Genomic DNA, 21,311 nt, shown 5'->3' on the forward strand with positions numbered 1-21,311 from the left:
GAGGAATCCCCGCCGAGAGAACGGCGTGGTCACTTGGCCCCCAGGGGCTTGGTCTTGATCGTGTAGTGGTGGGCGGTCAGGCCTTCGAGGTAGACGTACTCGCCGTCGCTGTGCGCGCCGTACGCTGTGCCCTTGGTGCCGTTCCACGCGAGGTGCCCGTTGACGAAGACCTGCACCTTCTTGCCGAGAGTCGGGACGCCGGCCCGGCCGGTCGTGCCCTTCGGCGCGGTGAGGTCGGCGCGGTAGGCGCCGTTCTGGATCCGCCAGGAGGCGTCGACGGGGCCGTACTCGGTGGTGACCCGGCCCTTGGTGAAGGTCAGGTCGGCCGGGTGCGGGATGAAATGGAACGTGCGCCCGCCGGGCGTGTCGGGGGCGACGCCGAGCACGTAGAAGCTGAGCGCGGGGGTCGGGCCGGTCGCCCAGCCGTGGGCGAGGCTGGTGTACCTGCTGCAGAACAGGCACGTCTCGCCCGCCCGGTAGGACTCCCAGAAGGTGCTCTGGGTGCCGTGCGGGTTGGTCAGCATGTAGCCCCACTCGCGGCGGATCAGGTCGATTCCGGCCTGGTCGGCGGCCTGGCCGCCGGCCGCGAAGTGCGCGTTGACCTCGATCGAGCCGGAGAAGACACCGGGGTTGCCCTTGTTCTCGGGGGCGGTGGAGCCGACGTCGTTCCAGTTGCCGGTCAGCTGCGCGCTGATCCGCTGGGCCTGGTCCGCGTCCGCGAGGCCGTACCAGACCGCCAGGGAGTTGCCGTCCTGCGGGTGGATCGTCTGGTTCGGGTAGTACTTGTACGCGCCGACGCCGTCGTCCCAGAAGTTGGTGTTGATGGCGGTGCGCAGCGCGGCCGCCTTGCTCGCGTACGACGCCGCGAGCGCGGTGTCGCCCTGGGCGGTGGCCAGCTCCGATCCGGTCGTCAGGACCCGCCACAGCAGGGCGTTGGCGGTGAAGTTCTCACCCTTGGTGAGGATGCGCACCGAGTCGCCGGTGCCGGTGATGGACAGCAGGCCGTTCGCGTCGACCTTGGCGAGGCTGTAGTCGACGCCGCGCTTGAAGTTCCCCCACACGCTCGCCAGCCACGAAGAGTCGCCGGTGTAGCGGTAGTAGTCGTAGCTCGCCGACAGGGTCCACAGGTGGTAGGTGTCGGAGCCGTACTTGTTCATCATCGGCCCGGAGTACGGCAGCTCCCCGGTGTCCTTCTGGTGCTGGTAGATCGTGGTGAGCGCGTTGCGCGCCGAGACGGTGTCGTTGAAGGCGGCGTACGCGGAGGGGATCTCGATGCCGAGGTCGCCCGGCCAGACGGTGCGGTCGCGCTTGCCCCCGTCGACGAGGATCGTGTTCCCCACGCCGACGTCGCCGGTGTTGTCCCACAGCTCGGCGGGCGCCTCCCAGACACGGCCGGTCTTCGGGTCGATGGTGTTGAGCTGCATCGTGTACGCGCCCGCGTACCAGATGCGGTTCAGCAGCGAATCGCTGGAGTAGAAGTAGTTGGCGTAGTCGGCGGGGTGCTTCATCGTCGGCGCGGAGGTGAAGTACACCGACACGCCGTCGAGGTCCACGCTCCCGGCGGAGTCCAGGAGGATCGTCAGGTAACGGAACCCACCGCGCAGGTACCTGGCCGGCGTGGTGTAGGTGGTCTTGCCGTTCACGTCGGCGTACAGGATGCCGTCGTTGCTGCGCGGCCCACCGGTGGAGGAGTCGGAGACGACGTCCGGCACGTAGTCGGAGGACTCGTTGAACACCAGGCCGACCCGCTGCGCGCCGTCGGAACCGGCGAAGTGCAGCGTGGTGAGTCCGCCGACCTCCTTGCCGAAGTCCAGCGTGACGTACGAGCCCTTGCCACTGATCCGGGTCGCCTTGCCCTTCAGCACGGCGGACGGGTCGGTCACCGTGCCGTTGTTGTTGTAGATCGCGACGGGCCGTACGGTCCGGGTCTTCGGCGACAGGTTGTAGGCGTCCCACGGCCGCGCCGCGCCGGCCTTGGCGGGGGTGCCGGCGACGGCCTGCGGGACGGTGAGGGCCGGCGCCACCAGGGCGGCCAGTCCGACGACGGCGAGCGGAAGACGGTGACGGCGCTTCCAGGGGCTCATGCGAATACCTCGCAGCATCCTGTGGTGGAGAGATGAATCGAAGGGATGGGAGAGGGCCGGGCCGGGGCGGGAGGACGAAGGGTCCGCGCGACCGGCCCGGGGACGACTAGGCGATGACGGCCTGCGCGTACGGGACGAGGCGGACCGGGCCGATGAGCCCGTACGCCTGGCGGGACGCGGCGCCGTACACGGCAGGGTCGGCGACCCGCAGCCGGTTGTTCAGGGTCGTCGCGACCTCGATCGTGATGGTGTTGGCGCCGCCCCGCAGGTACGGGCCGACGTCCACCACCGGGTTGATCTGGTCGACCGCCGGCAGTCGCTTGCCGTTGACCGTGACCCGGCAGGTGTCGAAGACCTGGCCGAGTTCCAGGTACGCGCCGTGCGCGGCGGTCCAGGGCCGGGGCAGGTCGACCGTCGTGGTGTACCGGCCGATGCCCGAGACGTCCGCCAGCTCGGGGATGTCCGGCCACGGCTGCAAGGTGCCGAGGGTCAGCCGGTGGACGACCGTCTCGGTCTCGGTCGCGGACGCGCCGGGCCGCAGGTCCTCGACCTCCAGCCGCCAGCTCTCCGGCGTGATCGGCGCGGGAACGTCCGGGATCTCCGTCCGTACCGTGCGGCCGGTGGCCAGGGTGGTCGCGTAGGTGCCGGCCGCCGTCGCGCGGGCCGTGAGCCTGCCGTCGGCGAACAGCACCTCGGCGGCCTCGGTGCTCGTGGCGTGCGTCCGTCCGGCGGCGTCACCGAGGCTTCCGGGGCTCGCCAGCGCGACGATCATCACCTCGCCCGGCTGGAGGGTGACGCGCACGGTGACCTTGTCGCCGTCCTCGGTGTACAGGGCGATGCGCCGTACCTCCCCCGTCCAGGGATCGAGCAGGCACGGCACCGCGTTCGCGCGGGTCCGGCCGAACGACACCAGGTGGTCGATCGCGGCGACCGGCGGCTTGACGGTCTCGGCGTGCTTGCCGTTGCACAGGTAGTAGTAGTCGGCGCCGTCGTCGTGGCGGTGGAAGTTGAGCAGCGTGGAGCTCTGCGCGTAGGTCACGTCCGGGGTCACGCCGAGGGCGGCGAGCGCGGCCGGCACGTCGGCCGTGGCCGCGACGACCCTGACCTTCGGCTGCTTGAGCAGGTCGGCCACGACCGACCGCAGCCGGGTGTTCTCGGCGTCGGACCCCAGGCCCGGCACCACAGGCGCGGACCAGTCGCCGAGCAGCACGATCGGCAGCCCCGCCCGGGTGAACTTCAGCAGCTTCTCGGCGACGCCGACCTGCAGCGTGCAGTCCATGTTGTAGAAGTGGTCGCCCTCGACGAACACCGCCTTGTACGCCGGGCCGTCCGGGGCGAGCCGGCCCCCGCGGACCTCGGCGTTCGGCAGGTCGAGGAGCGGCGCGCTGATGAACTGGTGGGTCCAGCCGAGCGGGATGCCGCTCGCGGTGAACCAGGACGCGCCGATGCCGGTCTTGGAGTATCCGGTCTGCCGGAAGATCGCCACGTCGATGCGCGGCGTGCCGGACTGGAGCACCTGGTGGAGACGGCTCAGGTATCCGGAGATGTCCTGGATGTGCCGCCAGGTGGGCTGGCGCGGTCCCCACGATTCGGCGTAGCCGATGTTCCCTCCGTACGGGGTGAAGGCGGCGAAGCCGGGCCACTTGACGCCCGGCGCGCTCGCGTAGGAGAAGCCGTGGATGACGCTGCGGTTCAGCCCGGCCGCGTACGCGCCGCCGGCGGTGAGCAGGAACTTCTTCCACGTCGTGTTGTACGCGCCGCCCGTGTAGGCGCCCATCTCACCGGAGAGGACCGTGCGGCCGGCCATGTCCCGCCCGCCCGCCAGGCTCCGCCAGTCGTCGAGGTTGTGGAACCCGATCGACTCGCCCTCCGGCACGTCGAGGATCGCGGCCGAGGCGATCGCGTCCGTCGGCGCGCCGTACGGCTGGCAGCGCATCTCCAGGCCGACCGAGTGCGCCCACTTCCGCAGCGCGGTGATGTGGTTCTCGTTGAACAGCTGGGAGATGACGTCCCAGTAGTCGTAGCGGATCCGCCGGGTCGCGGCGGCCTCGTAGGCGAAGACCTGGTTCCCGTTGTTCTGCGTGATGGCCGGCAGGTACGGCAGCACCGAGTAGCCCTTGCGCCTGGCGAACTCGGCGGGCAGGTCCGGCGTCCACATCAGCGCCTTGGTCTCGATCTCGATCGAGTCCTCGAAGAGCGTGGCGCCCGCCTTCGCGATCAGGCGGCGCACGTCCGGGGTGAGGATGTGGCTCTCCCAGAAGCCGGTCACGGCCTTGGTGCCGGCGGCGCTGAAGTGGTCGACGACGTACGCCGCCGGGCTCGTGTGCGGACCGGACTCGGGCGTCTGGGCCGATCCCCGCTCCCAGTGGCCGATGATCACCCAGGAGCCGTCGGACGGCGCGGTCCAGGAGATCTGCCCGTCGCGGACCTTCGACGTCAGGTCCTGGACGGACGATAGGTCCAGCCCGGTCTCCTTCCTCGTGGAGTTGGCCGAATCGATGCGGGCGGCCTGCACGAGGATCGGCTGCTGGACCTTCACCGCCGAGGCGGCCGCGACCACGGGCGCCGGGACCGGCCCGGTGTAGGTCGCGCCGGCCGCCACGGTCACCGAGCCGTACGCCAGCTCCTTGACGGCGGCGGTGTCGTCCGGCGTGATCGTCGGTACGGCGGCGGGCCAGGACGGGCCGATGGTGAGGTCGATCGTCACACCGCGCCGGTGCGCCTGGTCGAGCGCGGCCTCGACGGCGTCCACCCAGGCGGGGGTGCCCCAGCCGTGACCGGCCGGGTCGAGCACCGACTTGTCGGAGATGCTGTGGTGGACCGCGGCGATCTCCGCGCCGGCGAACCCGGCGTCGGCGATCTGGTCGACCTCCCGGCGGATCTCCGCCGGGTCGACGTTGCCGTCCGGCCACCACCAGCGGAACTTCGGTGCCACGGACACGTCGGGCCGGGCGAACCGGCCGGCCGTCGTGGACACCGCGGCGCGGGCGTCGGTCTCACCGAGGGGCGAGCCCCAGGCCAGCGCGGCGCCCGCCGCCGCGGTGCCGGCCGTCAGGAGGAAGCCGCGGCGGCTGAACCCGCCGGCCGGCGACGAAGGGGTCTTCATCTGAGGGTGCATCCTTCAGTGCTGAATGGGTGAAGGCACTCAGGAGGCGTGGCCCGCGAGTTCGATCACCCGGCTGTACATGTGAGTCCCCCGACTCGGTGATGGAGTTGTGAAGGCGCACGTCGATGGACGTGAGGCGTGGGCGCGGCGATCGGGCGTTCTCGCGCCGATCGTCCGGCGACAGGGGTCGGCCGGTTTCGTGGGCTGGGTGACGGTGGGCCCGCCGCGGACGGGCAGACGGGCCCACCGTCGGTCTGCGGTGCGCTGTCGCGCACGTGAATCAGCGGAGGAAGGCGGCCGCCACTCCGGCGTCGACGGGGATGTGCAGGCCGGTGGTGTGGGTCAGGTCTCCGCCGGTGAGGGCGAAGACGGCGTTGGCGACGTGTTCGGGCAGCACCTCGCGCTTGAGGAGGGTGCGCTGGGCGTAGAACTCACCCAGCTTCTCCTCCGGCACGCCGTAGACCGCGGCACGCTTGGCGCCCCAGCCGCCGGCGAAGATCCCCGAGCCGCGGACGACACCGTCGGGGTTGATGCCGTTGACCCGGATGCCGTGCTCGCCGAGCTCGGCGGCCAGCAGCCGCACCTGGTGGGCCTGGTCGGCCTTTGCCGCGCTGTAGGCGATGTTGTTCGGCCCCGCGAACAACGAGTTTTTCGAGGCGATGTAGACGATGTCACCGCCCAGCCCCTGCTCGATCATGACCCGGGCCGCCTCACGGGAGACCAGGAACGAGCCCCGCGCCATGACGTCGTGCTGCAGGTCCCAGTCCGCGACCGTGGTCTCCAGCAGCGGCTTGGACAACGACAGCCCTGCGTTGTTGACCACCAGGTCCACCCCGCCGAACGCCAGCACCGCCTCACGCAGCGCCGCGGCGATCTGGGTTTCGTCGGTGACGTCGACCGCGACGCTGGTGGCGACGTCGGTGGCTCGCAGCGCGGACGCGCCCAGTTCGGCGGCGATCTTCTCGGCCGCGGCGGCGTCGCGGTCGGCGACCACGACGCAGGCGCCCTCGGCCGCGAGGCGGCGGGCGGTGGCCGCGCCGATGCCCGAACCGCCGCCGGTCACCAACGCCACCCGCGTGGCCAGCGGCTTCGGCTTGGGCATGCGGCGGAGTTTGGCCTCCTCCAGCTCCCAGTACTCGATCCGGAACTTCTCCGACTCCGCGATCGGAGCGTAGGAGGACAGGGCCTCGGCGCCGCGCATCACGTTGATGGCGTTGAGGTAGAACTCCCCCGCCACCCGCGCGGTCTGCTTGTCCTTACCGAAGCTGAACATCCCCACACCGGGCACGAGCACGATCGCCGGGTCCGCGCCCCGCATCGCCGGGGAGTTCTCGGTGGCGTAGCGCTCGTAGTAGGCGCGGTAGTCCTCCCGGTAGGCCGCGTGCAGCTCACGCAGCCGGTCGCCCACCTGCTCCAGGGGTGCGTCCGGTGCCAGGTCCAGGACCAGCGGACGGACCTTGGTGCGCAGGAAGTGGTCCGGGCAGGAGGTGCCCAGTGCGGCCAGCCGCGGGTGCTCGGCCCGGGCCACGAAGTCCAGCACCTCAGGGGTGTCGCTGAAGTGGCCCACCTGCGGCCGGTCGGTGGAGGCCAGCCCGCGGATCAGCGGGAACAGCGCGGCGGCACGCTCGCGCCGCTCGGCTTCGGGCAGCGTCGCGTAGATCTCCGCACCGAACGGGTCGGTGCGGCCGTGCTCGGCGATGTAGGCCTCGGCGGTGCGGATGATGTCCAGCGAGTTGGCCTGGCACTCCTCGCTGGTCTCACCCCACGCGGTGATGCCGTGGCCGCCGAGGACGCAGCCGATGGCCTGCGGGTTGTCCTTCTTGATCGCCGCGATGTCGAGGCCGAGCTGGAAACCGGGCCGGCGCCAGGGCACCCACACCACCCGGTCGCCGAAGATCGTCCGGGTGAGCTCCTCACCGTCGGCCGCGGTCGCGATCGCGATGCCCGAGTCCGGGTGCAGGTGGTCGACGTGCGCGGCGTCGACGAGGCCGTGCATGGCCGTGTCGATCGACGGGGCCGCACCGCCCTTGCCGAACCCGCAGTGGTCGAACGCGGCGACCATCTCGTCCTCGCGCTCGACACCCGGGTAGACGTTCACCAGGGCGCGCAGCCGGTCCAGCCGCAGCACGGCCAGACCGGACTCCTTCAGCGTGCCGAGGTCACCGCCGGAACCCTTCACCCACATCAGCTCGACGTCGCCGCCGGTCACCGGGTCCGCGGCGACACCCTTGGCGGAGGCGTTGCCGCCCGCGTAGTTCGTGTTGCGCGGGTCGGAACCCAGCTCGTGACAGCGTTTCAGCAGGTCGTCGACGATTCCCACTCTCAGGCCCCCCAACCGGCCGCCTGGCCGTCCTTGCGTTCGTCGCGGATCTTTTCGAAGTAGCCGGACCGGGCGTAGGCCGCCATCGGGTCCGGGTCCAGGCCCATCTCCTCACGCAACTCCGCGAGGAGCGGGCGGACGTCGGTGTTGTAGGCGTCCATGAACACCGCGTTGGCGCCCAGCACATCCCCGGCCCGCTGCGCCGAACCCAACGCCTCCCCATCGACCAGCAGCGCCTTGGCCGTGGCCTCCTGAACGTTCATCACCGAACGGATCTGACCAGGGATCTTCGGCTCGATGTTGTGACACTGATCGAGCATGAACGCGACCTCGTCGCTGAACCCGCCGCCCTGGATGACCTCGTGCATGATCCGGAACAACTGGAACGGATCGGCCGCACCGACCATCAGGTCATCATCGGCGTAGAACCGGGAGTTGAAGTCGAACCCGCCGAGCTTCCCCTCCCGCAACAAGAACGCCACGATGAACTCGATGTTCGTCCCCGGCGCGTGATGCCCGGTGTCGACGACCACCTGCGCCTTGGGTCCGAGCTTGAGGCAGTGCGCATACGAGGTGCCCCAGTCCGGCACATCGGTGCTGTAGAACGCCGGCTCGAACAGCTTGTACTCCAACAGGAACCGCTGGTCGTCTCCCAGCCGCTCATAGACGGCGGCCAAGGCCTCGGCGAGCCGGTCCTGCCGGGCCCGGATGTCGTCCTGACCCGGATAGTTCGTGCCGTCGGAGAACCACAGCTTCAAGTCCCGCGACCCGGTCGCGTCCATGATGTCGACGCAATCCAGCAGATGGTTCAACGCCTTCTTACGTACGGCCGGATCCGGGTTGGTGACACTGCCCAGCATGTAGTCGTTGTCCTGGAAGACGTTCGAGTTGATCGCCCCCACCCGCACACCACGGTCACGGGCGTAGGTGGCCAGCGCGGCGTAGTCCTCCACCCGATCCCACGGGATGTGCAACGCCACCGTCGGCGCCACACCCGTGAACCGATGCACCTGCGCCGCATCATCGATCTTCTCCTGCGGCGTACGCGGCACACCCTCCTGGGCGAACACCTTGAAACGCGTGCCCGAGTTCCCGTACGCCCACGACGGCGTCTCGATGTGCTGGGCGCGCAGCGCCGCCTTGACCTGGGCTATGTCCGTTGTCATCGTTCGTGGTCCCCGATCCGTCAGTCGAGATGGAACACTTCGTCCAGACGCAGCAGGCCCTCGTCGGGGCGCTGTCCCTCGAGGTCCTCGAAGAACGGCGCCATCTCGGCCTGCCAGCGGGCGTTCACCTCGGTGCCCTCCATGGCCGCGCGCGCGGCCTCGAAGTCGTCGGTCTCCAGGTAGCCGACGAGCAGGCCGTCCTCGCGCACGAAGATGCTGTAGTTCCGCCAGCCCGCCGCACGGAGGGCGGTCAGCATGTCCGACCAGACCGCCTTGTGCCGTTCGCGGTACTCCTGCAGCCGATCCCTACGGACCTGCAGCAGGAAACACACGCGCTCCATGGAGGCTCCTCCCGCGACGGCGCGGGGCCGCGTCCGGCGGCCCCGCGCCGAGCGTCCTAGAAGTGGTAGTTGTCGATGTTGCTGCTGTCGAAGACGGTCGGCGGGCCGAGGATGACCTCGCCGTCCTTGCCGATCGTGCGCGAGCCGAGCTTGCCGGCCTTGAACGTCTCCCCCTCGGCGCCGGTGATCTGGCCGGAGGCGATGGCGGCCGCGGCGTACGAGGCGAGGTAGCCGAGGTTCGCCGGGTCCCACAGCTCGAACTTCTTGACGGTGCCGTCCTTGACGAACTTGCGCATCTGGTTCGGCGTGCCCAGGCCGGACACGGCGACCTTGCCCTTGTACTTGGAGCTGTCGATGTAGCGGGCCGCGGCGGCGATGCCGACGGTGGTCGGCGCGATGATGCCCTTCAGGTCCGGGTAGGCCTGGAGCAGACCCTGGGTCTGCTGGAACGACTTCTGGTCATCGTCATCGCCGTAGGCGACCTTGACGAGCTGGATGCCGGAGTACTCCGGCTTCTTCAGCTCCTCCTTCATGAACTCGATCCAGGTGTTCTGGTTCGTCGCGTTCGCGGTCGCCGACAAGATCGCGATCTTGCCCTTGCCGCCGATCAGGTCCGACATCACCTTGATCTCACTACGCCCGATCTCCTCGGAACTCGCCTGGTTGATGAAGACGTCCCGGCACTCCTTCGCGGCGTCCGAGTCGTAGGCGACGACCGCGATCTTGCGAGACATCGCCTGCTTCAACGGCCCGCATACGGCGTTCGGGTCGTTGGCCGCGATGAGGATCGCGTCCTGCCGCTGCTGGATCAGCGTGTTGAGGTAGGAGATCTGCGACGACGCCGACGCGTCGGACGGGCCGACCTCCTTGGCGGTGCCGCCGAACTCCTTCGCCCCCGCGATGCCGGCGTTGTCGACGATCGTCTCGTACGGGTTGTTGACCTGCTTCGGCAGGAACGCCAGCTTCAGGCCCTTCTTCAGCGGGGCGTTCGGGTCGGCCTTCTTGCCGCTCGTCGCGGCGTTGCCGCTGTTGTCGCTTCCGGAGGAGTTCTTGGTCGTACCGCCGCAGGCGGCGGCGCCGACGGCGAGCGCGGCGGTGAGCGCCACGGCCACCAGGGGACGCTTGATCATGAAGGGTTCCTTTTCTTCGGTCACTGGTCAGGAGGAGGCGGACGGGGATCCGCGGTGATGTCGTCGGGTCTCACGGACCTTCGCCGCGATCCGCGGCGTGAGTACGGAGACGATGAGGAGGAGTCCGGTGACGATCGACTGGATCTCGGTCGCGACGTCATGGAGCATGAGCAGGTTGCGGAGCAGGCCGATCAGCAGGACGCCGGCGACGACGCCGCCGAGGGTGCCCTTGCCGCCGTCGAAGTCGACCCCGCCCAGCAGCACCGCCGCGATGACGGCCAGCTCCATGCCCAGGCCGTTGTCGGCGCGGGCACTGCCGTAGCGGAGCGTGTAGACGGCGCCGGCGAACGCGGAGACGACGCCGGAGACGACGAAGAGCAGCAGCTTGATGCGCTTCACGCGGATGCCGGCGAAGAACGCGGCCTCCTCCTGCGCACCGATCGCGAACAGCGAGCGGCCCAGGCCGGTGGCGTGCAGGACGATCGCGGTGACGACCGCGAGCACGATGAACAGCGCGAAGGGGTACGGGATCGGGGTGCCGGGCACGGTCTTGGTGGCCAGGTCCGCGTAGTTCTGCGGGAACTCCGCGACCGCCTTCGTGCCGAGTACGACGTAGGCGAGCCCGCGGTAGAGGGTCATCGTGCCGATCGTGACGGCCAGCGACGGCAACCCCAGCCGCGTGACGAGCAGCCCGTTGACCAGCCCGGCCACGACGCCGATCACCAGGAGGACCGGGACGATGGTCTCGATCGCCCAGCCGGCGTCCCACAGCGCGCCGAACACCGCGCTGGACATACCCAGCACCGACGCGACGGACAGGTCCACCTCGGCCGCCACGACCAGCAGGGTCATGGGCAGCGCGATCAGCGCGATCTCGGACAGGTCATCGAGGGCGAAGGAGAGGTTGTCGCTCGTGGCGAAGTCGGAACTGCCGAACGCACCGCCGAGGAAGACGACGATCAGCAGGGCGGTCACGATGACGTCCCAGCGGACGAACCGGGTCAGCGGGCGGGGTGCCTCGGCGCGCGGTCGCGCGACGGGGGCCTTCGCGGGAGCTTCAGGCGCCATGGCGGGCGTTCCTCCTTCGCAGCGCGCGGGTGACGCGCAGGGACAGCAGACGGTCCACGCTGATGGCCAGGAGGAGCAGCAGGCCGGCGATGGCGTCCTGCCAGAAGGAATTGACCTTCAACACCACCAGGACACTGCCGATCGTGGTCAGCAACAACGCACCCAACGCCGCGCCGTACACACTGCCCAGCCCGCCCACGATCGCCACACCACCGACCACGACCGCCGAGACCACCTTCAGCTCCCAGCCGTGCGCCGCGTCCGCCACCACGGTGCCGAACCGCGCCAGCCACAACACCCCGGCCAACCCGGCCAGCACACCGCTGACGACATAGGCCGTCAGGATCCGCTTGCGGATCGCGATTCCCGCCAGCCGCGCGGCGTCGGGGTTGGAGCCGATCGCGTAGAACTCCCGGCCCGAGGGGAACGAACGCAGGTAGTACCCCACACCCACCATCACCACGAGCGTGATCAACGGCAGGTACGGGATCCCCAGCACACTGCCGCTGCCGAGTTCGAGCAGGGAGGAGGGCACGTCGGCGGCGTTGATCTGCTGCCCGTGCGCCCAGTAGTAATCCAGGCCCTGGATCACATACAGCGTCCCGAGCGTCACCACCAGCGCCGGCACCTTGAAGAAACTGACCAGCACCCCGTTGACCAGCCCGCACACCGCACCGATCGCCATGCCCAACACCAGCACCAAGACGATGTTCCGGTCATGACCGAGCACGAACTTGCCCGACGCGAACGCGACGAGCCCCACCACCGACCCCACGGACAGATCGATGTTGCGGGTCACCACCACCATCGTCTGCCCGACCGCGAGCAAGGCCAGGATCGAGGCGTTGAGGAAGATGTCCTTGACACCCTGCGACGACAGGAACGAGGAATTCGCCGCCGTCGTCACGGCCACCAGGACGATCAGTGCCGCGACGATGCTCAGTTCGCGCGCGCGTAGGACGATGTCGACGAGCCGGCGCCCGCCGGCGTCAGCGGTCACGGCCGCCATCAGGCTGCCTCCTGTCGGGTCTGGCCGGTCGCTGCGGCCATCACGGTCTCTTCGGTCGCCTCGTCCCGTGGGATCTCGGCGGTGAGCCGGCCTTCGTGCATGACGAGCACCCGGTCGGCCATCCCGAGCACCTCCGGCAGATCCGAGGAGATCATCAAGACCGCGAGGCCCTGGCCGGCCAGTTCGGACAGCAGCCGGTGCACCTCGGCCTTGGTGCCCACGTCGATGCCGCGCGTGGGCTCATCGATGATCAGCACCGACGGCTCGGTGGACAGCCACTTGGCGAGGACCACCTTCTGCTGGTTGCCGCCGGACAGCACGCCGACGGTGTCGCTGAGGCGGGCGTACTTGAGCTGGAGCCGGATGGCCCAGTCGGCCGCCCGATCCCGTTCGACCTTCCGGGAGATCACCGGTCCGCGACGCAGGGAGCTCAACTGGGTCAGACCGATGTTGCGCTCGATCGAACCGTCCATGACCAGCCCCTGCTGACGCCGATCCTCCGGCACCAGCGCGAGCCCGGCCGACATCGCGGCGGTCGGGCTGCCACCCGGCAGCCGAACCTCGCCGACCTGGACGCCGCCCGCGTCGTAGCGGTCGATGCCGAAGATCGCGCGAGCCACCTCACTGCGCCCGGCGCCGACCAGGCCGGCGAGCGCGACGATCTCTCCGGCGCGCACCTCGAAGGACACGTCGGTGAAGACGCCCTCGCGGGTCAGCCGGGAGACCGTCAGCACCGTCTCCCCCGGCGTGGTCTCCTGCTTCGGGTAGAGGGTGTCGAGTTCGCGGCCGACCATCCGCTGGACGAGGTCGTCGGCGGTGAGCGCGTCGACCATCTCGGTGGAGATGTAGCGGCCGTCGCGCAGTGTCGTCACCCGCTGGCAGATCTCGAAGATCTCCTCCAACCGGTGGGAGATGAACAGCAGCGCACAACCCTGGTCCTGAAGGGTGCGGGAGACCGTGAACAGCCGCGCGACCTCATTACCCGACAGCGCCGCCGTCGGCTCATCCATGATCAACACCCGGGCATCACGCGAGATCGCCTTCGCGATCTCCACGATCTGCTGGTCCGCGATCGACAAACCACGCGCGGGACGGTCCGGATCCAACGCCACGCCCAGCCGCTCGAACAACCTCGCCGTCTCCGCACGCAACGCCCGACGGTCAATGCGGCCGAAACTCGCCCGCGGCTGACGGCCCATGAAGATGTTCTCCGCGACCGACAGATCGGGGAACAACGTCGGCTCCTGATAGATCACCGCGACACCCGCCTGCTGCGCGTCACCGGGGCCGTGGAACTCGACGGGGCGGCCGTCCAGCAGCACCTGTCCCTGGTCGGGGCGGTGCACGCCTGCCAGGGTCTTGACGAGCGTGGACTTGCCCGCCCCGTTCTCGCCGGCGAGCGCGTGGATCTCTCCGCCCCACAGCTCCAGGGAGACGTCCTGCAGAGCCCGCACCGCGCCGAATGCCTTGCTGACATTCGACAGGGCCAGGATCGGCGGAGCTTCGCTCATGCTTCCTCCGGAAGTGAACGGAATAAAAACGTTTTAACGCGATTGACCTGGGACCGTAGATCTGGGAGCGCGGCGCGGTCAAGAGTCACATCGTCGTGATCTTCCCGAAACGAAACGTTCACTACACCTCTGAGCTGCGGTGATGGTACTCAGATAACGAGAAGGTCACCGTCGACCCCGTCGAGCCGCCACCCCGGAACGAGTTGACACGTTTTAATCGGGTCGTTCACAGTGAACGCCATCAGATCGTGGAGAAGAGGTACCGGCGTTGGGCATGGGCACCGTGGGGATCAAGGAGGTCGCCAGGCTCGCGGGCGTCTCGCCGGGCACGGTCTCGAACGTGCTGAACCACCCCGAGCGGGTACGGGCCGAGACGCGCGACCGCGTCGAGCGGGCCATCGGCGATCTGGGCTTCGTGCGCAACGGTTCGGCGGCGACGCTGCGGGCCGGGCAGAACCGCGCGGTCGGCCTGGTCGTGCTCGACGTCGGCAACCCGTTCTTCGTCGAGGTCGCCCGCGGCGTCGAGGACGTCGCCAGCGACCGCGACCACGCCGTGATCCTGTGCAACTCCGGCGAGTCCTTCGACAAGGAGGCCCGCAACCTGCGGGTCCTGGCCGAGCAGCGGGTGCGGGGAGTGCTCATCACCCCGGCGGGCGAGGATCTCACGAGCGTGGAGGCGCTGCGCGACCGCGGCGTCGCCGTCGTGCTCGTGGACCACTCCTCGCCCGGTGACCTGTGCTCGGTGTCCGTCGACGACGTGGCCGGCGGCGATCTCGCCGTGACGCACCTGCTGAGCCGGGGCGCCGAGCGGCTGGCGTACGTGTCCGGGCCGATGGGCATCCGGCAGTGCGGCGAGCGGCGGAAGGGCGCGCGGCGCGCGCTGCGCACCGCCGGCCTGCCGGTGCGGGCGCTGGAGGAGCTGGCCGTCCCGGAGATGAACGCGAACGGCGGCCGTCTCGCCGCCGAGAAGCTGCTGGCCGGCGGACTACCCGACGCGATCTTCTGCGCCAACGACATGCTCGCGCTGGGCGTGCTTCGCGCGCTCTCCCAGGCGGGAGTGAGCGTGCCCGACGACGTGGCGCTGATCGGCTACGACGACATCGAGTTCTCCGCGGCCGGCACCGTGCCGCTCAGCTCGATCCGGCAGCCGACCTACCAGCTCGGCAAGATCGCCACCGAGCTGCTGCTGGACGAGTGCGACGACCCGGAGAGCCACGCGCATCAGCAGATCATGTTCCAGCCTGAACTCGTCGTCCGCGAATCGAGCCGTTGACATGCGCATCGCCCTGTTCGTCACCTGTTTCAACGACACCCTCTACCCGGGCACCGGCAAGGCCGTGGTCACCCTCCTGGAGCGGCTCGGGCACGAGGTCGTCTTCCCCGCCGAGCAGACCTGCTGTGGCCAGATGCACTACAACACCGGGTACGACCGGGAGTGCGGACCCCTCGTCAAGGATTTTGTTAAAACGTTCCAACCGTTCGACGCGATCGTCGTCCCGTCGGCGTCCTGCGCCGGGATGATCCGCGAGAACCACGTGCGCGTCGCCCGTACCGTCGGCGACCGCGGTCTGGCCGAAGAGGCGGACCGGCTCGGGCCCCGCGTCCACGAACTGACCGAGTTGCTCGTCGACGTGCTCGGCGTCGAGGACGTCGGCGCGTACTTCCCGCACCGGGTGACCTACCACCCGACCTGCCACTCCCTGCGGGCGCTCGGCGTGGGCGACCGGCCGCTGCGGCTGCTGCGCGCCGTACGCGGGATCGACCTCGTCGAGCTCCCGGACGCCGCCGAGTGCTGCGGCTTCGGCGGAACGTTCGCGCTGAAGAACCCCGACGTGTCGGCCGCGATGGGCGCCGACAAGGTCGCCCGGATCCGGCAGACCGGAGCCGAGGTGGTCTGCGCGGCGGACAACTCCTGCCTCGCCCACATCGGCGGCCTGCTGTCGCGGCTGCGGACGGGCGTACGGACGCTGCACCTGGCCGAGATCCTGGCGGCCACCGAGTGAACGAGCGCACGAGACCAGCCAGACAGGCCAGACAGGAAGGTGACTCCGTGCCGGGGCATCACGACACCGCCGGGGCGGCCATGCCGACGTATGTGGGGATGCCCGCCTTCCCGGACGCCGCTCGGGCGGCCGTGCGCGACACGCAGTTGCGCCGCAACCTCGCGCACGCCACCACCACGATCCGTGCCAAGCGTGTCACCGCCGTCGGCGAGCTGGCGGACTGGGCGGAGCTGCGGGAGACCGGGAAACAGATCAAGGACCACACGATCGAGCACCTGGGCCACTACCTGCGCCTGCTGGAGGAGCAGGTGACGGCCCGCGGCGGCACCGTGCACTGGGCCCGCGACGCGGCCGAGGCGAACCAGGTCGTCACCGACCTGATCAAGGCCACCGGCGAGACCGAGGTGGTCAAGGTCAAGTCGATGGCCACCCAGGAGATCGGCCTGAACGAGGCCCTCGACGCCGCCGGGATCCACGCGTACGAGACCGACCTGGCCGAACTGATCGTGCAGCTCGGCGGCGACCGCCCCTCCCACATCCTGGTTCCGGCGATCCACCGGAACCGGGCGGAGATCCGCGAGATCTTCCGCCGGGAGATGCCCGGCGCGCCCGACGACCTCACCGACGACCCCGCGCGTCTCGCCGCGGCCGCCCGCGAGCACCTGCGCGAACGGTTCCTCGCCGCGAAGGTGGCGGTGTCCGGGGCGAACTTCGCGGTGGCCGAGACCGGCTCGCTCGTCGTCGTGGAGTCCGAGGGCAACGGGCGGATGTGCCTCACACTGCCGGAGACGCTCATCTCGGTGATGGGCATCGAGAAGGTGCTGCCCACCTGGCGCGACCTGGAGGTGTTCCTGCAGCTCCTGCCGCGCTCCTCCACCGCCGAGCGGATGAACCCCTACACCTCGGTCTGGTCGGGCGCGACGGAGGGACAGACCTTCCACCTCGTCCTGGTCGACAACGGCCGTACCGCGACGCGCGACGACGAGGTGGGCCGCCAGGCGCTGCGCTGCATCCGCTGCTCCGCGTGCCTGAACGTCTGCCCCGTCTACCAGCGGGCGGGCGGCCACGCGTACGGATCGCCGTACCCCGGGCCGATCGGCGCGATCCTGTCGCCTCAGCTGCGCGGTGCCGGGTCGCCGGTGGACGACTCGCTGCCGTACGCCTCGACGCTGTGCGGCGCCTGCTTCGAGGCGTGCCCGGTCGCGATCGACATCCCTGAGGTGCTGGTCCACCTGCGGTCGCGCGCCGTGCACGGGCGTACCGAGCGGGCCGCCATGCGGTTCGCCGCCTGGACGCTGCGCTCGCCCACCCGGCTGGCGTTCGGGCAGCGCCTGGCCGGTACGGCCGGGCGGGTGCTCGGCCGGCGAGGCTTCATCGGGCGGCTGCCCGGCCCGATGGCGCGCTGGACCGACACCCGCGACGCGCCCGTCCCCGCGACCGAGACCTTCCGCGACTGGTGGAACCGCCGATGAGCGCCCGTGAAGAGATCCTGCGCCGGCTCGGCGACGCGCCCGTGACCGGCTACGACGCCATTCCTCGCCGCTACCTGCGCCGGCACCACGACGGCGACGTCGTGGACCTGTTCGCCGAGCGCGCCGCCGACTACCGGGCACAGGTGCGGCGGATCGCCCGCGCCGAACTGCCGGCGGTCCTGGGCGAACCGGACGGCCGGCTCGCCGTGCCGGCCGGGCTGCCCGACGCGTGGACGGCCGAGGTCGACGCCGTACGGGACGACCCGCCGCTCTCCGTCGCCGACCTCGACGCACTCGACGGCGTGGTCACCGGCTGCGCGGTCGCCATCGCCGAGACCGGCACGGTCGTGCTCGACCACGGCCCCGGGCAGGGACGGCGGGCGCTCACGCTGGTCCCCGACTTCCACCTGGTCGTCGTCGAGACCGGCCAGATCGTCGCGGACGTGCCCGAGGCGATCGAGCGGCTGTCGCCGGACCGGCCCCTCACGTTCGTGTCCGGCCCGTCGGCCACGAGCGACATCGAACTGTCCCGCGTCGAGGGCGTGCACGGCCCGCGCCGCCTGTCGATCCTGATCGTCGACGCCTGAAGGACGCGGGCCGCCCGCCCGTGTCCCGTCGTCGACGACCAAGCCGTACACCACCGAGCCGAATTAGGGGAGACATGCAGCCGCGTTCATTCGCCGCCGTGGACCTCGGCGCCTCCAGCGGGCGTGTGATGATCGCCCGGGTGGGCGAGGACGAACTGGCCCTGCGCGAGGCGCGCCGCTTCCCCAACCGCCCCGTACGCGCGGCGGGCACGCTGTACTGGGACGTCCTCGGCCTGTACGGGCACGCGCTGGACGGCCTGCGGGCCGCGGAGGGGATCGCGTCGATCGGGGTCGACTCGTGGGCCGTCGACTACGGGCTGCTCGACTCCGCCGGCGCCCTGCTCGGCAACCCCGTCCACTACCGTGACGGCCGGGCCGACGGCGTCATGGACGACGTCGTCGCGAAGGTGGGCGCGCAGGCCCTGTACGACGTCGGCGGACTGCAGTTCCTGCCGTTCAACACCGTCTACCAGCTGCTGTCCGGGCCGGTCCCGGAGGCGGCGCGCACGCTGCTGATGGTGCCCGACCTGCTCGCGTACTGGCTGACCGGCGAGGCCGGCGCGGAGATCACGAACGCCTCCACGACCGGGCTGTACGACGTGCGCGCCGGCGACTGGGCGTACCCCCTCATCGACCGCCTCGGCCTGCCCGCGACGATCCTGCCGCCGCTGCGGCGGCCGGGCGAGGTCATCGGCACCCTGCGGGCCGACGTCGCCGCCGAGACCGGGCTGCCGAAGTCGCTGCCGGTCACGGCGGTCGGCTCGCACGACACCGCCTCGGCCGTGTTCGCGGTGCCCGCGGAGCACGACCGCTTCGGGTACGTCTCGTGCGGCACGTGGTCGCTGGCCGGGGTGGAGCTGACCGCGCCGGTGCTGACGGAGGAGAGCCGCGTCGCGGGGTTCACGAACGAGGTCGGCGTCGGCGGCACCATCCGGTACCTGCGCAACGTCATGGGCCTGTGGCTGCTCCAGGAGTCGCTGCGCACCTGGCGCGCCGAGGCGTCACTGCCCGACCTGCTCGCCGCCGCCGCGGACGCGCCGCCGTTCGCCGCGCTCGTCGACCCGGGCGACCAGTCCTTCATCCCGCCCGGCGACATGCCCGCGCGGATCGCCGAGTACTGCGCGCGCACCGGCCAGCGGCCTCCGGCCGGACGGGCCGAGGTCGTACGGTGCGTCCTGGAGAGCCTCGCCCTGGGTCATCGCGCGGCCATCCGCGACGCCGCCCGGCTGTCCGGCCGGTCCGTCGAGGTGGTGCACGTGGTCGGCGGCGGAGCACGCAACACCCTGCTGTGCCAGCTGACCGCCGACGCCTGCGGACTGCCGGTCGTGGCGGGCCCGGTCGAGGCGACCGCCATCGGCAACGCCCTGGTCCAGGCCCGCGCCCACGGCCTGACCACCGACCCACGCGACCTCGTACGCCGGACCCAGGACCTCACCGTCTACCACCCACGCGGCGACGAGACCGCCTGGGACACCGCCGCCCGACGCGTCGGCCTGTCGTAGCTCCGATCACCCCGGCCTTCGGTGGAGGTGAAGGGTGCTGGCTAAGCCTGGGCGTTGAGGTCCTCGCGCATGCCAGACGCGACTTCAACGCAATCTGACTGCGCCTGTGATCCGCTCCTGCTGGACTTCCGCCATACGGGACCGCACGTCTCGGCAGGCGTACTCATGTCATGGACTCCAATGCTTCAGCGATCCGCTCTCGGCTAGCGGTTCTACCTAGGGCGTCCGCCCCGATCTGCTCGAACCGTAGTGCAAACCGGGCGACCCCCTGGGCGTCCAGCACCAGTCTGCCCCCTTCTGAGGCTTCGGTGTATGCCACGTCACCCTCCGGCATTACGGACATGGTCTTGAACGCCCCATCCAGCCCCATGTGATAGCCGACGGCGCGCGGGACGATCCTCACCACCACGTGGGGCAGCTGAGACATTTCCAGAAGATGCGCGAGTTGCTCACGCATGACGGCCTTGCCGCCGACCGGGCGATCTATGACCCCTTCGTCGAGCAGTACCCACGCACGCGGGGGATTCGGCCGAGTGAATATCTTCTGACGGTCAAGGCGCGCCGCCAGTGCCTGCTCGATCTCTTGCACGCCGCCGGCCGTGAGCGCCGTACGCGCATACTCCGGTGTCTGGAACAGGCCGGGGACTGCGAGCGGTTCGAAGATCCGCACCGTGTGCGCCCGCTGTTCATACACCAGGTGTTCACGGAACCAATCGGGAACATGGGCGGTCTGGGCGTAGATAAAGATACGAGTGAAATGCCCGGATGTGTCCCATGCTTCATCCAGCGATTTCACACCCTTGAGGTCAGGACGGCGTTCTCCAGCCTCGTAGTTCGAGACGCTTGACGTGCCCACCCGCATGATCCGGCCGACGGTGGCGAGCGTTTCTCCTCTCGCGAGGCGATATCTTCGCAGGTCGTAGGCTAACCACGCCCACATAGACGTCATCGGATCGACGTTCTTCACGCTGCCCATCGGCGACTCCTGGGTTTTTCAATGTTCACTGTGAAATCCCATTCTTTCACGGGGAGGGCCACTATGGGGCCTGTCACAGAGCCCAGACTCACAGATCGGGCACATCATGGATGTACTAAATGCACCGGCCGATGAATGGCTACCATCCGGTATCGAGCCGGGGCGACTCCGGGTCTACGCGGCCGATGCCGCGCAGGTACGCGAGGCGCGGCGATTTGCGGTGAAATGGCTTTATCTCGTTACGAATCCCCAAGCGGGCGACGATGCACAGCTCTGCGCACAGCTTCACCTGATCGACCGGGTTCAAGAGGTCGTCTCAGAACTGGCCACCAACGCCGTGCGCCACGCCGCTCGTGGTGAGGATGATCAGTTCGCGGTTCGCATATCGGTCGCGCGTGGCCTCGCGCGGGTCGACGTGATGGACCATTCACCAGACGCGCCCGTGGTGCACTCTGCGGATGATCTCGATGCCATGACCGAATCCGGACGCGGCATGTTGCTCGTGGCGGCGTTGTCGGATGGCTGGGAGTACAAGGTTCGCGAGGTCGGAGGTCAGGTGATCAAGGTCGTCCGGGCAGGCTTCCGCATTCCGGCGGAGATACGAACGAATACCTAGACCGGCTCGGCATGATCCCCTCTCCCCACAGATCGAGTTAGAACGGCTCCCTCGTGCCTTACCACGGCCCGTCTCCCGACGACGACCTCCTCCGGCCACGCGAAGTCGCCGAGATCTTCGGCGTCCGCACCACCACCATCGCCCGATGGGCACGCGACGGGATCCTCACCGCGCTCGCGACGCCCGGCGGCCACCGCCGCTACCGCCGACCGACATCACCGCGAAACTGGAGTCCGCCGGTTCACCCGATCCTCAGCGAAACGCGCGAGACGCCGTACGGCTGTACGAGCAGGGATGGTCGATCCGCCGCGTCGCCGAAGAGTTCGGCGTGAGCTACGGAGCGATGCGCAGGCTTCTCATGAACAACACTGAACTCCGAAGCCGCGGATGGAATGAGAATCGCTGAGCGGTCCGCACAAC

General features: G+C 69.7%; 18 protein-coding genes and 1 pseudogene. 8 read left to right on the forward strand and 11 right to left on the reverse strand.

Annotated elements, in window-relative coordinates; translation table 11 throughout:
- Positions 1-29 precede the first annotated feature (29 nt).
- The 9 genes from ACQEV1_RS37405 to ACQEV1_RS37445 form a co-directional block, all read right to left on the reverse strand.
- Positions 30-2,084, reverse strand: a complete 2,055-nt coding sequence (locus ACQEV1_RS37405) for an alpha-L-rhamnosidase C-terminal domain-containing protein (protein WP_285635769.1) — start codon at positions 2,082-2,084, stop codon at positions 30-32.
- 106 nt (positions 2,085-2,190) lie between these two features.
- Positions 2,191-5,190: a glycosyl hydrolase gene (locus ACQEV1_RS37410; protein WP_433400721.1), complete on the reverse strand. Its 3,000-nt coding sequence runs from the start codon at positions 5,188-5,190 to the stop codon at positions 2,191-2,193.
- Between the two features lie 280 nt (positions 5,191-5,470).
- Positions 5,471-7,510 carry a bifunctional aldolase/short-chain dehydrogenase gene (locus ACQEV1_RS37415; RefSeq protein WP_433400724.1) on the reverse strand — a complete coding sequence of 680 codons (2,040 nt, stop codon included), beginning with the start codon at positions 7,508-7,510 and terminating at the stop codon, positions 5,471-5,473.
- Between the two features lie 2 nt (positions 7,511-7,512).
- Positions 7,513-8,676: an L-rhamnose isomerase gene (gene rhaI, locus ACQEV1_RS37420; RefSeq protein WP_433400727.1), complete on the reverse strand. Its 1,164-nt coding sequence runs from the start codon at positions 8,674-8,676 to the stop codon at positions 7,513-7,515.
- Positions 8,677-8,696: 20 nt separating this feature from the next.
- Positions 8,697-9,017 (reverse strand): L-rhamnose mutarotase, encoded by a 321-nt coding sequence (locus ACQEV1_RS37425; RefSeq protein ID WP_285635758.1) that lies wholly within the window; start codon positions 9,015-9,017, stop codon positions 8,697-8,699.
- Between the two features lie 56 nt (positions 9,018-9,073).
- Entirely contained in the window at positions 9,074-10,147 is a 1,074-nt protein-coding gene (rhaS, locus tag ACQEV1_RS37430; RefSeq protein ID WP_433400730.1) for a rhamnose ABC transporter substrate-binding protein, read from the reverse strand.
- Positions 10,148-10,174: 27 nt separating this feature from the next.
- On the reverse strand, positions 10,175-11,215 hold the full coding sequence (locus tag ACQEV1_RS37435; protein WP_285584013.1) for an ABC transporter permease: 1,041 nt from the start codon (positions 11,213-11,215) through the stop codon (positions 10,175-10,177).
- Positions 11,205-12,224: an ABC transporter permease gene (locus ACQEV1_RS37440; RefSeq protein ID WP_433400734.1), complete on the reverse strand. Its 1,020-nt coding sequence runs from the start codon at positions 12,222-12,224 to the stop codon at positions 11,205-11,207. Before ACQEV1_RS37440 ends, ACQEV1_RS37435 begins: the two co-directional genes overlap by 11 nt.
- Complete coding sequence (locus ACQEV1_RS37445) at positions 12,224-13,735, reverse strand: sugar ABC transporter ATP-binding protein (RefSeq protein ID WP_433400736.1); 1,512 nt, start codon at positions 13,733-13,735, stop codon at positions 12,224-12,226. Before ACQEV1_RS37445 ends, ACQEV1_RS37440 begins: the two co-directional genes overlap by 1 nt.
- A gap of 274 nt (positions 13,736-14,009) precedes the next feature.
- Here ACQEV1_RS37445 and ACQEV1_RS37450 point away from each other — a divergent pair, with 274 nt between their 5' ends.
- The 5 genes from ACQEV1_RS37450 to ACQEV1_RS37470 all read left to right on the forward strand — a co-directional run bounded on the left by ACQEV1_RS37450 (position 14,010) and on the right by ACQEV1_RS37470 (position 19,299).
- A complete protein-coding gene (locus tag ACQEV1_RS37450; protein WP_433400739.1) occupies positions 14,010-15,008 on the forward strand; it encodes a LacI family DNA-binding transcriptional regulator in 999 nt (332 codons plus the stop codon).
- 1 nt (position 15,009) lies between these two features.
- On the forward strand, positions 15,010-15,738 hold the full coding sequence (locus tag ACQEV1_RS37455; protein WP_285584019.1) for a (Fe-S)-binding protein: 729 nt from the start codon (positions 15,010-15,012) through the stop codon (positions 15,736-15,738).
- A 98-nt stretch (positions 15,739-15,836) separates the two neighbouring features.
- A complete protein-coding gene (locus ACQEV1_RS37460) occupies positions 15,837-17,210 on the forward strand; it encodes a lactate utilization protein B (protein ID WP_433406045.1) in 1,374 nt (457 codons plus the stop codon).
- Positions 17,207-17,797, forward strand: a complete 591-nt coding sequence (locus tag ACQEV1_RS37465) for a LutC/YkgG family protein (RefSeq protein ID WP_433400743.1) — start codon at positions 17,207-17,209, stop codon at positions 17,795-17,797. The genes ACQEV1_RS37460 and ACQEV1_RS37465 overlap by 4 nt, the downstream gene beginning before the upstream one ends.
- A 74-nt stretch (positions 17,798-17,871) precedes the next feature.
- Positions 17,872-19,299, forward strand: coding sequence for a rhamnulokinase (locus ACQEV1_RS37470; protein WP_285636526.1), 1,428 nt, complete (start codon positions 17,872-17,874; stop codon positions 19,297-19,299).
- Between the two features lie 41 nt (positions 19,300-19,340).
- Here ACQEV1_RS37470 and ACQEV1_RS37475 read toward each other — a convergent pair whose 3' ends face one another.
- Positions 19,341-19,466 (reverse strand): DUF397 domain-containing protein, encoded by a 126-nt coding sequence (locus tag ACQEV1_RS37475; protein WP_432705682.1) that lies wholly within the window; start codon positions 19,464-19,466, stop codon positions 19,341-19,343.
- Positions 19,463-20,275, reverse strand: a complete 813-nt coding sequence (locus ACQEV1_RS37480) for a helix-turn-helix domain-containing protein (RefSeq protein ID WP_433400747.1) — start codon at positions 20,273-20,275, stop codon at positions 19,463-19,465. Before ACQEV1_RS37480 ends, ACQEV1_RS37475 begins: the two co-directional genes overlap by 4 nt.
- A 106-nt stretch (positions 20,276-20,381) precedes the next feature.
- Here ACQEV1_RS37480 and ACQEV1_RS37485 point away from each other — a divergent pair, with 106 nt between their 5' ends.
- The 3 genes and pseudogenes from ACQEV1_RS37485 (at position 20,382) to ACQEV1_RS37495 (ending at position 21,297) form a co-directional block, all read left to right on the forward strand.
- A complete protein-coding gene (locus ACQEV1_RS37485; protein ID WP_433400750.1) occupies positions 20,382-20,891 on the forward strand; it encodes an ATP-binding protein in 510 nt (169 codons plus the stop codon).
- Positions 20,892-20,944: 53 nt separating this feature from the next.
- Positions 20,945-21,088 (forward strand): annotated as a pseudogene (locus ACQEV1_RS37490) (hypothetical protein); the annotation flags it as partial.
- Entirely contained in the window at positions 21,037-21,297 is a 261-nt protein-coding gene (locus tag ACQEV1_RS37495; RefSeq protein WP_433406047.1) for a helix-turn-helix domain-containing protein, read from the forward strand. The pseudogene ACQEV1_RS37490 and the gene ACQEV1_RS37495, both read left to right, overlap by 52 nt.
- Positions 21,298-21,311 lie beyond the last annotated feature (14 nt).

Origin of the sequence: Actinoallomurus sp. CA-142502, assembly GCF_050936355.1 — a bacterium.
GTDB lineage: Bacteria > Actinomycetota > Actinomycetes > Streptosporangiales > Streptosporangiaceae > Actinoallomurus > Actinoallomurus iriomotensis.